This is a genomic window from Haladaptatus halobius, assembly GCF_020618475.1.
GTDB lineage: Archaea > Halobacteriota > Halobacteria > Halobacteriales > Haladaptataceae > Haladaptatus > Haladaptatus halobius.
Window position 1 is genome coordinate 404851 of sequence record NZ_CP085337.1, and the last position, 14126, is coordinate 418976.

The 14126-nt window shown below is 57.1% G+C and carries 13 protein-coding genes; 12 read left to right on the forward strand and 1 reads right to left on the reverse strand.

All coding sequences use genetic code 11. The annotated features are described in order from the left end of the window. Positions 1-225: 225 nt before the first annotated feature. The 7 genes from LIW51_RS25800 to LIW51_RS38750 all read left to right on the forward strand — a co-directional run bounded on the left by LIW51_RS25800 (position 226) and on the right by LIW51_RS38750 (position 4307). Entirely contained in the window at positions 226-696 is a 471-nt protein-coding gene (locus LIW51_RS25800) for a phosphopantetheine adenylyltransferase (RefSeq protein WP_227378986.1), read from the forward strand. Between the two features lie 135 nt (positions 697-831). Beyond that, positions 832-1611, forward strand: a complete 780-nt coding sequence (locus tag LIW51_RS25805; RefSeq protein ID WP_227378987.1) for a DUF7344 domain-containing protein — start codon at positions 832-834, stop codon at positions 1609-1611. Then, positions 1604-1990, forward strand: a complete 387-nt coding sequence (locus LIW51_RS25810; protein ID WP_227378988.1) for a hypothetical protein — start codon at positions 1604-1606, stop codon at positions 1988-1990. The genes LIW51_RS25805 and LIW51_RS25810 overlap by 8 nt, the downstream gene beginning before the upstream one ends. Positions 1991-2470: 480 nt before the next feature. After that, the gene (locus LIW51_RS25815) at positions 2471-3676 is read left to right on the forward strand and encodes a NosD domain-containing protein (protein ID WP_227378989.1); all 1206 of its coding nucleotides are present in this window, start codon (positions 2471-2473) and stop codon (positions 3674-3676) included. A gap of 86 nt (positions 3677-3762) precedes the next feature. Continuing rightward, a complete protein-coding gene (locus LIW51_RS38745; protein WP_255767556.1) occupies positions 3763-3885 on the forward strand; it encodes a VOC family protein in 123 nt (40 codons plus the stop codon). Between the two features lie 24 nt (positions 3886-3909). Further along, a complete protein-coding gene (locus LIW51_RS25820; protein ID WP_255767557.1) occupies positions 3910-4203 on the forward strand; it encodes a geranylgeranylglyceryl/heptaprenylglyceryl phosphate synthase in 294 nt (97 codons plus the stop codon). Further along, positions 4155-4307, forward strand: coding sequence for a geranylgeranylglyceryl/heptaprenylglyceryl phosphate synthase (locus LIW51_RS38750; protein ID WP_255767591.1), 153 nt, complete (start codon positions 4155-4157; stop codon positions 4305-4307). Before LIW51_RS25820 ends, LIW51_RS38750 begins: the two co-directional genes overlap by 49 nt. A gap of 54 nt (positions 4308-4361) precedes the next feature. On the opposite strand, the gene LIW51_RS25825 is transcribed toward LIW51_RS38750, so the two are convergent. Continuing rightward, positions 4362-4604 (reverse strand): hypothetical protein, encoded by a 243-nt coding sequence (locus LIW51_RS25825; RefSeq protein ID WP_227378324.1) that lies wholly within the window; start codon positions 4602-4604, stop codon positions 4362-4364. Positions 4605-4884: 280 nt separating this feature from the next. On the opposite strand from LIW51_RS25825, the gene LIW51_RS25830 reads away from it, so the two are divergent. From LIW51_RS25830 to LIW51_RS25850, 5 genes are all read left to right on the forward strand, one after another. Then, positions 4885-5268 (forward strand): hypothetical protein, encoded by a 384-nt coding sequence (locus LIW51_RS25830; protein WP_227378325.1) that lies wholly within the window; start codon positions 4885-4887, stop codon positions 5266-5268. Between the two features lie 61 nt (positions 5269-5329). Further along, positions 5330-6802 (forward strand): TrbL/VirB6 family protein, encoded by a 1473-nt coding sequence (locus LIW51_RS25835; RefSeq protein ID WP_227378326.1) that lies wholly within the window; start codon positions 5330-5332, stop codon positions 6800-6802. After that, positions 6802-7173 (forward strand): PrgI-related protein, encoded by a 372-nt coding sequence (locus tag LIW51_RS25840; RefSeq protein ID WP_227378327.1) that lies wholly within the window; start codon positions 6802-6804, stop codon positions 7171-7173. The genes LIW51_RS25835 and LIW51_RS25840 overlap by 1 nt, the downstream gene beginning before the upstream one ends. A gap of 18 nt (positions 7174-7191) precedes the next feature. After that, positions 7192-10236: a VirB4 family type IV secretion system protein gene (locus tag LIW51_RS25845; protein ID WP_227378328.1), complete on the forward strand. Its 3045-nt coding sequence runs from the start codon at positions 7192-7194 to the stop codon at positions 10234-10236. After that, positions 10236-14054, forward strand: coding sequence for a type IV secretory system conjugative DNA transfer family protein (locus LIW51_RS25850; protein WP_227378329.1), 3819 nt, complete (start codon positions 10236-10238; stop codon positions 14052-14054). The genes LIW51_RS25845 and LIW51_RS25850 overlap by 1 nt, the downstream gene beginning before the upstream one ends. Positions 14055-14126 lie beyond the last annotated feature (72 nt).

The following is a 14126-nucleotide window of genomic DNA, read 5'->3' on the forward strand; positions in this document are numbered from 1 at the left end:
GGCTGCCTATTTGAATTGTGAGGAACTCCTCATTTTGAAAGGCTCACTCGTGACCGCCAGTGGAGGTGCCGGACATCTCTTCGAAAAACCCCCCGCGAACTCGAAGGGATTGCCGATCGCGCCGGGCAGTGGTTCACCACCCGTCTCGCTTGACCGTCGCCGATTCGCGAGTGGGTTCTCCGTCGCTTGGCGTAGGTCTATAAGTCTCGCCGCCGGAAATCTGGTATGCGAATTGCTGTCGCTGGGACGTTCGGCCCACTGCACGATGGCCATCGGGCGTTGTTCCAAGCGGCACTCGAGCGTGGCGATGAGGGTGTGGTCGTTGGACTCAGTAGTGACGAGTTCGCCACAGAGACGCGACGGCCTGATCCCCGTCCGATTCCTCCGTATGAGGAGCGCAAGCGGCAAGTGAAAGCGACGCTCGATGCGCTCGACGAGTGGGATCGAGCAGTTGAGATTCGAAAATTCACCGATGAGCACGGCTTCGCGGACGACGATCCGTCACTGGATGCGCTGGTCGTCTCACCTGAAACCGACGAAGAGGTCGCCGCAATCAACCACCAGCGGACAAACCACGGGATGAATCCGCTCACACCCATCGTGGTTCCGTACGCGCATGCCGAAGATGGTGAGCCAATCTCGTCGACACGTATCGTGAACGGAGAGATCGACGAACACGGCACCCTTCTCGAGTAACTGGACACTAAATCACTTACTTCCATCCCGGTACCGTAACGGCTATTCTCTCGACGATGAGACGAGGGTCGAGTGTGCTAGCGCTAAGTGATTAGCCCGTGCACCTATAGGAACACGAGAAAGCAGAGACAACGAATGAGAAAACGGAAGCGCACACCACGGAGCGAGACACAGAATCCGCTATTTACCGTCCTGGGAACAAGCCGACGGCGGGCGATCCTCAGAATCCTTCGTGACCGAACCACGGTGATATCCGAACACGAGCTTTCGCTCACCCTTGCGGCGATCGAGCAGGAACTCTCGGTCGCAGACGTCTCGAACGAAGAAGCGAGAGATATCCGTATTGATCTCCGCCATTTCCACCTTCCGCTGCTAGAAGACAGTGGCCTCGTTAACTGGAAGAGAGAGGAAGGAACCGTCTCCACAACAGATCACGTGGCACTCACAGACCCGCTGTTTCACCGGCTCCTCACAGTAGAGAGTACGGAGCTGGACGAAGTATTGTCTGTACTGTCGAACAAGCGCCGACGTCTCCTCCTCGCGATCCTTCGAGACGACCCAACGCCACTATCGCGGACAGCACTCCTTCAAGAACTTGCCCGGCAGGAGACGGGCGAGACAGCGCCGAGTCAAGCGGTACTCGATGATATCATGGTCTCACTCTCTCACGATCACCTCCCAAGGCTCGCTACGGCCGGTATCATCGACTACGACGCCGAAACGGATCATGTGGCATACATAGAGCATCCTGAGCTGGAGGAGCTATTCACACTTCTCCACAAACCGGACAACCGTCTCGTCAGTAAGCTGGACGGCTTCTTCGGGGGACTACTAACCTCTTACAGACAAGCGAACAAGAGTTCGGGAGACCCTATCGAGTGGCCAAACTTCTGGAGCGAGTCGCATCATGACTAGACCGCCGGAGTTGTGGGCGTTCATTTTGGCTAACGCACTGTTATTTCTCACCGGCTGTCTCCTAATGGCGTTGAGTTTCTTTGCGTATTATCAGAACCCACGAGAGCCATCGTATCGATATTCCGCTATCGGATTTGCATTTATCGTTCTCGGCGGGCTCATCAGCCCCGTGTATCGACTTGGTATCCGGAGCGACTACCACTTGAATGCGAGCCAACGGCTGCTTCTCCAATCCGGTGAAGGTATCTTGCTGGCGGTGGGACTCGGCTTGCTCTTCTATGCGATCACGCGCCACGGCGCAGGTTCGCCACCGGTAGACGACCGCAATGCCGGTGACACGGACTCGAACGGCGCTGATAACCACTGGCACGACGACTGAGGAAAGCGGCTGGTAATGGCGCGTGGGTTCTCCTGCGAACGTCGCCAGTCGCTCAATCACCGATCGGTGTGCGTAAGCAAATGTGATCCTGCGCGAGCTCGACCAGGACGAAGAAAAGGCCAGGAAAACGTTTCCCTCAACTACCGCGAAGTCTCACAAGATCGACAAGTAACTGGTGTCTAACGGACGGGTCGCTTGTAAATGGTGCCCGATCGCTGGCAACCGTTGATGCGTGATCGAGTAAGGTAGGGAAGAAGTCACTATCCTGCTCGTTTTTTACGGTCGATCGCTGTATCGAGGTCATGGCGCAGAGCGTCGACGACCCTCTCACGAAGCAGAATCTCGAGCGGATTGGCTCGAATACAGCGAGACACCACCACGGGCGGCGTTCACGATTCCCGCCGGCAGTTCGCCTCGGCAATAACGGCGCCCCGAAGAGCAAAACAACCGTTTCGCGTACATTGAAGGTAGGTGGGTGAAATGAAACGAACTCGAAGAAGCGTCCTCCGGACAGTGGGCGTCATGGGTAGTACTGGAATCACAGTGACGTCTGCGGCACACAACGCTCCCGATGCCTTCGACACGATCCGGGTTCCGGAGGTCTATCCGACGATCCAAGACGGGATCAACAACGCCGACGAAGGGGATCTCATCCTCGTGAGTCCGGGAACGTACGAGGAAGAAGTCGAGATTTGGACGCCGGGAATTACGGTGCGCGGAACTGACCGCAACGCGGTCGTGGTAGACGGTGCGTTCGAACGACCGTACGGAATGCACGTTGAGGCCAACAGGGTCGCCATTGAAAACATGACGGTGCGACACTGCACGGACACCGCCTTCTACTGGACGGCCGTTCGGGGATTCCGAGGAAGCTACCTGACGGCCTACAACAACGGCAACTACGGGATCTATGCCTATCGATCCCGCGACGGTCGGTTCGAATACAGTTACGCCTCGGGTCATCCCGACGCCGGGTTCTACCTCGGCCGGAACAACCCGTTTCACGCGGTTATCGCCGACGTCATCGCCGAGCGCAATGCCATGGGATATTCAGGGACGAGTGCGGGCGGCGATCTAACGATCAAAAATTCGGTATGGCGACACAACATGGCGGGTATCGTTCCGAATACGCTTGATACGATCGACCCGCCACAGCGGTCGACCCGGATTGTACGGAACCTAGTTCACGATAACGACAACGTCGCTGCCCCGAGCAAGCCGCTTACATATCCGACGTTCGGTACCGGCATCCTCGCCTGGGGCGGAAAGAACAACCAGATCACAGACAACACCGTTCGCAATCACGAGAACTTCGGCATCGTCGCACAGTACCACGTCGTACCGCCGTCCGAAAACGTCGTTCGCGAGAATCGAATCCAGAGTTCGGGAACTGCGGATCTCGCGCTCGGTACGCCCGCAGGGCAAGGCAACCGGTTCAAGCGCAATCAGTTTTCGACAAGTCTTCCGCCGGCTATCGAGTCCAACTCGACCAGCGGAGATCACCGGGTCACCGCCGTGTTCACGAAACAGGAGCGTCGCGCAAACAGCGGTGCCTTCCCTGGCGGGAATTGGCGCGACCAGCCGGCACCGAACGACCAGCCGACGATGCCGAATCCGGAGGCACCTCCACGCCCCGTTAGCAAATCCACGTCGTTGGGTGCGGAAGAGACACGACCGACGGAATAGTTTCACCGCGAGACGGGTTTTTATGAGGAGTCCTCGCAAACCGAGGAACTGGTATCAACGATGGTACATCGAGAGGTGCGTTCAGAATGGAGATAAGCTCGGTCTACGTCGGCGTCGAGGACATGGCGCGAGCGGTAGACTTTTACCGGGAACTGTTCGAGAAGTTTCGTCCCGTCTGTGGGCACTTGAATGCCGATGACACGGCGTAGATAATAGGGGCACACACTGGTTGGTTGCGTTCAACAAAGACCATTGATTGGGAACACACCTACCCCGAAACATACATCGTTCTAAATCCAGTGTCTGCCATTGCAATATACACCCGAGCCACCTGTGACCTTGATGCAGCAGACATCGCTACCTACGCTGAAGTTGCCGAACATCTCTTCGGCCAGGAGATCGTCTATCTCGAAACCTCCGGTGCACTCAGGATCCTGCTATCGTCGCGGCGGCACAGGATTCTCTGTCCTCGGCAACTCTGGTCTACGGTGGTGGCATCCACGACTACGACTCAGCATACGAGATAGCGTCAGTCGCGGACACGGTCATTGTTGGAGTTATACTCCACGAGAAAGGGGTTGAAGCGGTTCATGAGACGGTTCGCGGAATCCACGATGTTCGCCAAAACTAGTCTGAACGAGCGAGATAGTCGAAGGAATGGATTTACTTCCAATCAGGAAACGAGTTAGGCGTTGACGGGAGCGAACACGATCGACAAGAACACGAGTACGAGATAACCGAGTTTTGCTGCCAATCCTGATAGTCCGCGAACGTTGTGGGGTTTAAGCGAAATCGCAAGCACACCGGCGAGGACGAGGAAGCAAAATGAGATGATGCCCCATTCAGAGAGTGCAGCAACCGCACCGGCGAGCGTTGCGAGGCCAAAAACAGTCGAGGCTTTGGCATCCATCCGTGCGTGGAGCCCCATTTTGGTCACCTTATGAGCATTCGATGCGAGTTTCTCTCTTTACTTTTGTGCACATAAATAGGAATACTGTCATCTTCTCAGTAGTCTGTTACTGCTCTACCGTTTCGAGTAAAAACCGAGGTACGAGGATGCGAGACGAAATCTCGATTCCACATTTGGGTGCATAAAAGCTAAGTCTAGAAAAATTAGACAATATCTCACACTCAACCGGCTAAACCGTTCGGAAAACCAAGAAAACTGCCGTAAAACCAATTTAGACACCACTATGCACTCTCAATTAGTGACATCGCTCGTCATCCGCGAGTCGCTCATGACTGCCCTCCTACGTCGCGTCGCACCCATGCTCCTAACCGGTGGGAGCACGGTTCTCATGACCGGTACAGCCGCTGCCCAAGACTTCTGTAGTACCGAAGGCGGCCAGTTTGCCGCTGCTGCTCAAGGCGGTATCGCTGGAATTGCACTCGCATTTCTCGTTGCAATGTTGCTTGCTGCCGCCGTCCTGAAAGCCCTCCCAGTGAAGGGAACTTCGAAACTGGGCAACATCGCGATCGGCGGATTCTTTGTCGCCGTCGGTGCGATCGTCCTCGGTCTGGCGTTTGCTGATTTCGCACTCGGATTCTCACCTATTGACCCCAGTAGTACCTGCGGGAATATCCTCGGATAATCCGCAAACGACCCTTCTGACCGATCTTCCCGAACTCGACTTCGATTCCAACATCAATTGCATGACACCCACTCGCCGTCTATTCCGGACCACCGTCGCATTCCTCGTCGTTTTCTCCATGCTTGCGACGGCAGGGATTGCCGACCCAGTGGTCGCCCAGTCCGGTTCTCTTCCAGCAAACAATACAACGACCAACAGCACTTCTAGTCTTGGCAGTAATCCCGTGCCTGGTAGCCAGAGCCACTGGACGAACGGATCGAACAACACCAGTACGGGCAGATTTGATGTTGGACTCAATCCGACGGAGTGGGTGGTCGATATCGCAGACTGGAGCAAGCAGCAAGTAGCCGAGGCACTCCGCTGGACGATTCAGTCGTCAATGTCGCTGTGGATCGGCACGCCCTACGCCCACATAGGTTCGAACGGCGTTCCCTCGAATGAGCCGTTCACCATGATCCACACTGAAGTCTACGGTGATTACGTCTTCCCGTTCACCGTCCTATTCCTCGGCTTGTTCATCGTCATGAGCGCTGTCGCAATGAGCGCGAGTACGATGTTCAGTAGAGGGCGGATCACTCGATGGTTAGGTCGGATGGGAATGGCGATTATCGTCGTCGGCCTCGCCTACGATCTCACCAATTTGATGCAGCATCTGTCGCACGCAATTGCGTGGGCGTTCGCACCATCACCAACCGAACTCACGAACTCCATGAAAGGAGTATTCAAACTCGGTGCAGGGCCGGTCGTCGGTGTGATCGGTCTCTACGTCGCTGCTTGGACAGAAGCTCTCTTGCTTGCACTTGTCTATGGCTTCCGTCAGCTAGTACTGCTACTCGCCCCGGTTATGATGCCAATCATCCTGCTAACAGCGTACGCCGCGCCGCACCGTCGCTTGCGGATGCTCGGAAGTCTCCTGTTCTGGCAATGGTTCGGCCTGGTCTGGGTGTCGCTGCCAGTCGCGATTCTCCTCCGAATTGCGTACGAACTGGAATGGAGCTTCGGCGTCGGTGGCTTGATTGGATTCTTCCTGACGCTCGCGATTTTCACCATCGCGCTCGTCCTCCCATTCGTCTTCTCGTATGGGTTTTTCCGGTTCCCACCCGCAATCACAACAGGCGCCGCAGCCGTCAGTGGCGCAGCTGCTTCGAAAGCCGGCACCCTCCGCGACCGCTACGGCACCAATGACGACGATAACGACAGTATCTCTCCGTCGAAATCCAGAGCATCGCGTCCGAAAGATCGAGTTGTCGCTGCTGATGGTGGTATCACAGAAGGGCAGGCCAGCCTGCTGGCCGACCGGATGAACGCCCGGAAATCGCGGCCAGACTGCGTGCAGACTGCCGAGCGCATCCGTGCTGTCGATGACACCGACAAAATGCCACGCATCTTCACGAATACGCGAAAACGAGCGTTCGAGACGAAATCCCGGCAGTTCGCTCGTAACAGCAAACTCGACAACCAAGTGTCAATATCGTCGGAGTCCTATCAGGCGAAACCACGCTACCGACTTCGACGGACGGGGGATGACGACTGATGGCCCGTGACGACGGTGACATCCGCCTTGTGCTGTCAGATTACTCTGCGAGTGCAGACCTCTACGGCTATGACAAGTTCGATTTAACCAAGCTGTACACGCCGTCGATGGTGCTGTACTTGGTCGTGAAATTCGTGTTGACCGGTTGGCTTGCGACCGCTGGGAGGGTTCTGCTGGTGTTCATCGTTCTTGTGACAACCATCAGTGTGCTAGCGACACCCGACCACATGGGCCCGGTCGAGTATCTCTCGGTCATTATCCGCTACTACACCCGTCAGCATGTCCTCTTGCACGATCGCGACAGTCAAACACCTGTTCTTGGGTATCAACTCGACGATTACCGTCCCGAAGAATCACCAACAGACGACTAACCAGTCCCCCCCAGAATCATGTTCAACAACGATACTTCGAACGATTCGACCGACACCGACGCAGACGACCGGCTATTCAACCAACCGCAGAACGATAGTCTTCCGGCACGACTTGCACGAAACCCCCTACTGACCCGCCTGCCCGGTGTCCCGGATGGGAACGACAAACGCACGCAAGATCTGGTTGCACTCAACTATCCGTTTCGGGGCGACCCTGCCCTCGTCGATGAATCGGGGGCACTTATCGGCGGGGTAAAAATCGATCCGGCGAACATGGCGCTCGCCGACGCTGGGACGTGGGAAAAACGGGTTCGGTCACTCGCAGATGCGCTCGCGACCACGGTTTCGTACGAAGCTCAGTGGTACAGCCCGATGCGAACAGTTGACTACGACGACCGTCGTGACCGTTACAAACAGGCAGAACTCGCACTCCGCCGTCAACCGGACGAGCTCTCCTTTGACGAGCAGCTGCGAGCCGCGATCTACGAGGAACGGTCTGCCGTCGTGAACCTATACCAGCAAACCACACTCAGCCGTGAATACTACATGCTGGTGAAAGTCCGCCCCGGCGAAGGCGTCCTCGACACAACGAGCGGTGAGGGCGGACTCGGGAACGTCCCCGGTCTTGGCCAACTGATCGAGACGAAGGAACTCCGAGAGAAAGCAGGGAGTGCTGACCTCGTGAACCAACTGCTGGATACCCTCCGTCGGCGCGTCGACCAACTCTCGACTGTCCTCGGTCAAATTGAGGGACTGTCGGCACATCCGGTGAGTTCGTTCGATCTCGCGCAGGTCGCAGCGGACTACTATCGAGCAGACGACATCGGTGCTCGTGACGACTGGAAGACCGCGCTTCGCGGTGCGCCAACGCCCGGCACGCTCGAAGATCCAGAACACGAGATGACCTACCAGTACGTCACGGCGCTCGATGGCAACGAGAGACGTCAATTAATGGAGGGAGACAGTGAAACAGTACAGCGATCTTCCCATAGCCAGTCTCGTTCACAATTGCAGCCGGATGTGAATACGACTGGTGAGACGACGGCGTGGGAATTCGACACTGCGTCAGTGAACGCGAACGCCGTGGTGGACGTTGTTTCCGGTGAAGACGCTGCAGCAGAACACTTCCGAAGCGTACTCGCACCCGAGGTGTTCGACCGAAGTGACCCTGACTACGTTTGGATTGACGATGAATTGTATTCGACGACACTCGCCTTACGAGAGTGGCCGGGACAACCCGCGTATGGAACACTTGAGAACGTCTTGAACTACGGAATCCCTGGCGTCGAAGTTGTCGTATCTACATCGATTGAGGGGGTAGACGAGCAACAGGCCCGACGGGAGTTAGCGGACGCGCAAGATGCGTTAGAGAAGAAAGCCAAGGATGCTCTCTCCTCGAAGTGGAACCCGTTCGGGAGCAAATACAAGAAGAAGTTCCACGAGGTCAGTTCAGTACTTGACGCGCTGGAAGAGACTGACTACGGCTTGTTCGATACGCAAACGTATGTGACGGTGCGTGCACCGGATACGGAGACGTTACAGACGGCAGTGAATCAGATTCGAGCGCGCTTGCAGGACAAACGCGTGTCGGCCAAACGCATGAAGTTCAATCACGAAGCTGGGTATCGAATGACCGCGCCGACCGTTTCAAAATCGGCGTATAAACCAGTGAAAATGCTTGGCATGGGGCTTGCCAGTTTGTTTCCCTGGAGTACACAGAACGTCGATGAACCCGACGGAATCGAAATCGGCGAACACGCTTTCACCGGAGAACCGACCGTTGTGGACTGGTTTGACTGCCAGACTGGGTACAACTTCGGCATCTACGGCAACATCGGCAGCGGGAAAACGACGACGGGTAAGCAGATTGCATTCCGCCAGAAGACAAAACATCCCGAGATGAAGCTGGTGATGGTCGATCCCTTGCAGGAGTTCACCGGCCCGTGTGAGGCGTTCGACGGCCAGCACATCATCGTCGGCGGGGACACGCCGATCAACCCGATGCGGATCGAACCGACGCCCACCGACCGCTTGCAGAAAATCGGTAAGCACACGCCATACAACGACGCTGTCACTCAGACTATCGGGTTCGTCGGGAACTACTACCACATCGAAGGGCTGAGCGGGTTTGAGGAGAAGAAAGGGACGTGGCAGAAGGCGGTCAAGGACGCCTACAAGCGCGCTGGAATCACCAAAGATCCGACGACCCACAGTAAGGAGAGTCCGACGCTCGCCGACGTGATCGACGTGCTGAAAGACATGGTGACGGACCCAGAGGACTACGTCGATGAGGAAATTCGGGAGTCGGACGAGGCGGTGAGCGACCGCCAGCAGACGGCTATCGACATCGTAAATAACGATATTGAGGCGTTCAGTGACGAATACGCGCAGTTGACCAAGCAGTCGAACATCAGCTTTGACGACGCCGACACGATCTATCTCGACCTCCAGCGCTACGAGAACGAGCAGAAACGCGGCGGCCTAATGATGGAACTGTTGCTCAAGGAGATGTATGAGCAGGCGAAGACCTCGCCGGAGCCGTTGATGATGTTGATCGACGAGGCCAGCTACATGCTCAAAAACTCCGCCAACTTGGAGTCGTTGAAGCAGGCCCACCGCCACAGCCGCCACTACGACCTCGCAATCGGGTTGCTCACCCAGTCGGTGTCTGAGTTTTTCGCCGAAACCAGCGGCGATGACGGCCAGACCGAGACGCTAACCGAGAGTGCGGAAGTGATTTTCCAGAACCAATCGCGGCAGATCTACCACTACCTCAAAGAAATGGACGAGGAACGCGGCCGGGAAATCGGGCTGAGCGAACACGCAGTCAACTATATTCAGGACGCTGATCCCGGCGAAGCAGGCAAAGGCTGGTCGGACGCCCTACTCGACATCGACCAGAAAGGTAGCTATCCGCTCCGTGTGGTGATGACCGACGAGATGAACCCACGTGAGTTCGCACTCTACGAGTACGACGCTGCCAACGACGGGACTGACCTCAAGGCGTTCTTGGAGGACTACTGTGCGGACAGTGACGAGCAGTGGGACTGGGGGTGGAGCTAATGGGTGGTCTCGTCAATTCGATTGTCGAGAACGTCCGTGGGCAGTGCAACCCCGCCGTTCGGCAAATGGACGATGACCTCGTGACCGACCTCTACGACCACGCCCGCGAGCAATCGGCGCTCATCGGCATTCGCCCGTACAAAGACGAGGGGGGCCTTCAGCGAGGGATGCAGCTACTCAGTTCGCTGCATGACGTGCGGTTAGACGGGCGGGTTCGCAAGCGAAACGTGACGCCGGGGAGTGCGTTCGAACTCGTCTATGACGACGACGAAGAAATCCTGCAATATCGGTTCGCGCCCGGTGACGGGGGGATGCACGACCGGCTTGACCGACAACTCAAAACGTACTATGGGGACTCAGATATTGTCGAGATTGAACCTGAGTTCTTGGACATGGCCGCCGGCCAGTACGTCGCCGCCGCCCGGCTCAAACTCCGCCAAGACGATTCGTTCCTGCCGATTAAGCATTTCAAGCTCGATCCGGATCACTTCGAGACTGACCCCTACGACTCGATTACCTCAGAAATGGTCGGTGCCCCACACCGCCCGAATGCCGACGTGATGGTCCAGATCATGATCAAACCCGCCATCAGTAATGCGACGTGGGACCGGCGGAACTGGTACCACGGCATCGGGAAAACAGTGCGCCGGCTCAAGCAGTCCAAGAGCGGCTTCGATGCAGGCGCAGTACTGGAGGAGACAACCTCGGCGATCGCAGGCGGGAAGCTCGAAGGCGTTGACTCAGACGAACAGCAGAACTTCACGAAGTATCGCGAGGAGGCCAGCAACTCGAAAGCCGCGAACATCGTCGCAAACCAACGCGGCAAAAAGGGCTATCACGTCGATATTCGTGTCGTTGCGGTCTCTAACAGCAAAGAAGAGGCCGTTTCACGGGTCGAGGAGACCGCCGGAATGTACCGCAAATTCTACGATTCCAGTTACGAGCAGGGGTTCACTCCCAAATTCTTGAAGGAGAAGAAGCTGGATGGGTTCTTGGAGTCGATGGCGGGCCGGGAGTGGACTGGCACCGACCAAGGCATTACGTTCGCCACCGACACGCTCACTGGCATTTGTCACGTCCCAACCGACCTCAACACCCAAGAGATCGAGTATACCATGAGCAAGTCCGGACGCGGCATTCCGCCAAGAACGCCGCGGTTCGACTACGACGCCCACAATCTCGAACGCGCGACGAGCGATCCCGGCGCAATTCAACTCGCCATGCTCTCGGAGGACGACCCTGCCCGTCCCTACTGGTACGGACGCGGCAAGAAGAACGGGATTGAGGCGGGCGTGGCTCCCGAGATCCTGAACATTCACCAATTTGTCGGAGGAGGGACAGGTATGGGCAAAACTACATTCTTGGTGAATCAGGCGAGCCAGATCATGAATCGGGGCCATGGCTGTCTCATCTTCGACCCCAAAGGCAAGGACGCCGACGAGTTCTTGCGGGAAGTCCCCGAAGATCGTGAGGATGATTTGGTATTCGTCGATCTCACCGACGAGTACGACGAACAAGTCACGTTCAACTTCATGGAAGTACCAAGCAATGCGCCGCCGGACAGTCGAGCGTTCGCGAGCGCCGTCGAAGCGCTGGCCGACGACGTGGTCGCGATTGCTGCACAGGCTGGTGGTGACGACAACTACTGGGGTGCGTTGATGAACCGAGTGACGCGGACGCTTATCCGGGGGATGGCCAAGTCAGGCCGGGACTGCACGCTGCTCGATCTCGCGTGCTGTGTCGCGGACAGTGATAACCTCGATAAGTTCCATAACTGGATGGACGAAGAGCGCATCCACTTCATCCGAGAGTCGGCCAAACGCATTGCCGAGAAAGAGGATAGTGACCTCGAACCGCTCGCCGGGCGCTTCAGCCAGTGGATTGAGAACGACGCCGTGCGGAACCTGATTAGCAACCCGGACAGTACGGTGTCGATTCAGGAAGCCGTCGAGGACGGGAAGATCGTCGTCGTTCGCAACGACCCGAGCAGCGGGGAAACCGAAAAACGACTGTTCGCGACGGCGCTGATTCGTCGGGCATGGGTCGCCATTCGGGAAGCCGACGAGAATCCGCCGTTCTACGTGATTTGTGACGAGTTCGACTCTATCGTGACCGAGGAGTCGAACATCCATAAGATCCTCTCGGAAGCCCGTGCCTTCGACTTCTGCCTGACGCTCGCATGCCAGAACCCGTCGAATCAGTTGCCGAAGAAAGTCGAGAAGGCAATCGCGAACCAATGTCGGACGTTCATCTCCTATAATCCCGGTGGGGACGAAGACGCTCGGTTGATCGCCAAGCAGCATTCGCGGGATATTGAGTGGGACGACCTGATGAACATGAGTCCGTACACGTTCTTCATGCGGACGCTGGACGACGACGATCAGCTGACCCACTCCTACAAGGTGCGCGCGTTCCCCCCAGTCGGGGAAGTCCGCACTGAGCAGACCGACCAGCCCGGTCGCACCGACGCCGAGTTAGACGGGCTCAAACGGACGTCGCTGGAAGAGTACGGAACAACGCAACTTACCCCCGAAGAACAGCAGGAAGTCTCGCACTTCTACAACGGTGAGCAGCCAGACGCAGAGCCAGCAGCGGCCGCGAGTGATCTCAGCGAAAAGGCGTGGCGTAATCAGGCGCTGAAAGCCGTCTACGACGAGACAATCCGGCAGGGCGATCCTGGGGGGTGGGTTCCCGTCGCGGACTGTGTGGACCGATTGAACGACTACCTGCCGGAGACGAACGTGAGTGATGCCGGGAAAGCATGGCGCAAAGTCCTGCAGGAGATTCCCGATCCATACATTGACCGGCGCGAGGTCGAAGACGAGATGCAGGTCAAGCCCCTCGATACGGGCTTCCTGAATCTCGGCGACTCAGAGAACGACGGGAAGGCCGAGCATTGGGCACCAATGGCTGATGCGTACGTCCCGATGACCCAACTCGGCTTTATCTTCGAAATCCCCGAGCAGACAGGGGAGGCAATGCCCGACGGTCTCGCCCGCCTCGATGACGTACTCTCGATTGCGCCGGACGACGATCCTGAGACGATAGCAGACACAGTGAACAGCTATCGAGAGAATCACACGCTCTTACATCGGTTGGCGGGGACGAGTGACGCCTACATCGAAAGCGAGCATACAACCGGGAGTACCCAACCCTCACAGACGGTGCGGAATCTCGCTCAAGCGCACAACGCAGGGCATCGGTGTCTGTTCTTCGCCCGTGAAGAGGTGGCTGAGAAGGTGTATGAAACGGTCGCAGCGGAGCCGTTCTGTTGTCGGAGCCGTCACCCGGTAGAGGGTGAACGGCGGTTCTACACGGGGACACAGACGCTTACTATCGAGGGCGAACCGATCACGCGGCCCGGTGGCCGGGAGAACGTCTGGGTGTACGACGAGCAGACCGACGAGTACATCCTCCGCGACGGAGAGGGAACCGTGCATGCCCGCTTCGAGACGGCCGCCGACATCTTCACCGACGCCAGCGTCTACCCGGAGGGTGGCGACCGAAACGTCAAGCCGCCGGTGATTCCTGAGTACGAGATGGACGGCGATTTGAGCGAGGTCAAGTGGGACGTGATCGTCGTCCCGCCGGAAACGACCACGCCAATGGACATCCGGCTGTACAAGGGCGACACGCAGTCACCGTTGACCGATCTAGTAGACGATGACGGAGACTCGTCCGAGAGTGCGGACGAGCAGAACGAGACAGCGACTGAAACACAAATTGAGGATGTGACGCGCGAGCCAGTGCAGAGCGTCGAGGAAATCGATGATGAGGAGTCGGTTGAAGAGGGATTGAGTGGACTGTTTGGCAAGTAGATCGCGTTGGCTCTGTTGAACCCTCAGAGCGTGATAGGAATAGCGTGCTGGATAGAGAGGGCGTATTCGGCA

Bases quoted from the DNA above. Each gene is read 5' to 3' on its own strand.
- LIW51_RS25800 (WP_227378986.1), top strand. From the start codon at position 226: ATGCGAATTGCTGTCGCTGGGACGTTCGGCCCACTGCACGATGGCCAT.
- LIW51_RS25805 (WP_227378987.1), top strand. From the start codon at position 832: ATGAGAAAACGGAAGCGCACACCACGGAGCGAGACACAGAATCCGCTA.
- LIW51_RS25810 (WP_227378988.1), top strand. From the start codon at position 1,604: ATGACTAGACCGCCGGAGTTGTGGGCGTTCATTTTGGCTAACGCACTG.
- LIW51_RS25815 (WP_227378989.1), top strand. From the start codon at position 2,471: ATGAAACGAACTCGAAGAAGCGTCCTCCGGACAGTGGGCGTCATGGGT.
- LIW51_RS38745 (WP_255767556.1), top strand. From the start codon at position 3,763: ATGGAGATAAGCTCGGTCTACGTCGGCGTCGAGGACATGGCGCGAGCG.
- LIW51_RS25825 (WP_227378324.1), bottom strand. From the start codon at position 4,604: ATGGGGCTCCACGCACGGATGGATGCCAAAGCCTCGACTGTTTTTGGC.
- LIW51_RS25835 (WP_227378326.1), top strand. From the start codon at position 5,330: ATGACACCCACTCGCCGTCTATTCCGGACCACCGTCGCATTCCTCGTC.
- LIW51_RS25840 (WP_227378327.1), top strand. From the start codon at position 6,802: ATGGCCCGTGACGACGGTGACATCCGCCTTGTGCTGTCAGATTACTCT.
- LIW51_RS25845 (WP_227378328.1), top strand. From the start codon at position 7,192: ATGTTCAACAACGATACTTCGAACGATTCGACCGACACCGACGCAGAC.
- LIW51_RS25850 (WP_227378329.1), top strand. From the start codon at position 10,236: ATGGGTGGTCTCGTCAATTCGATTGTCGAGAACGTCCGTGGGCAGTGC.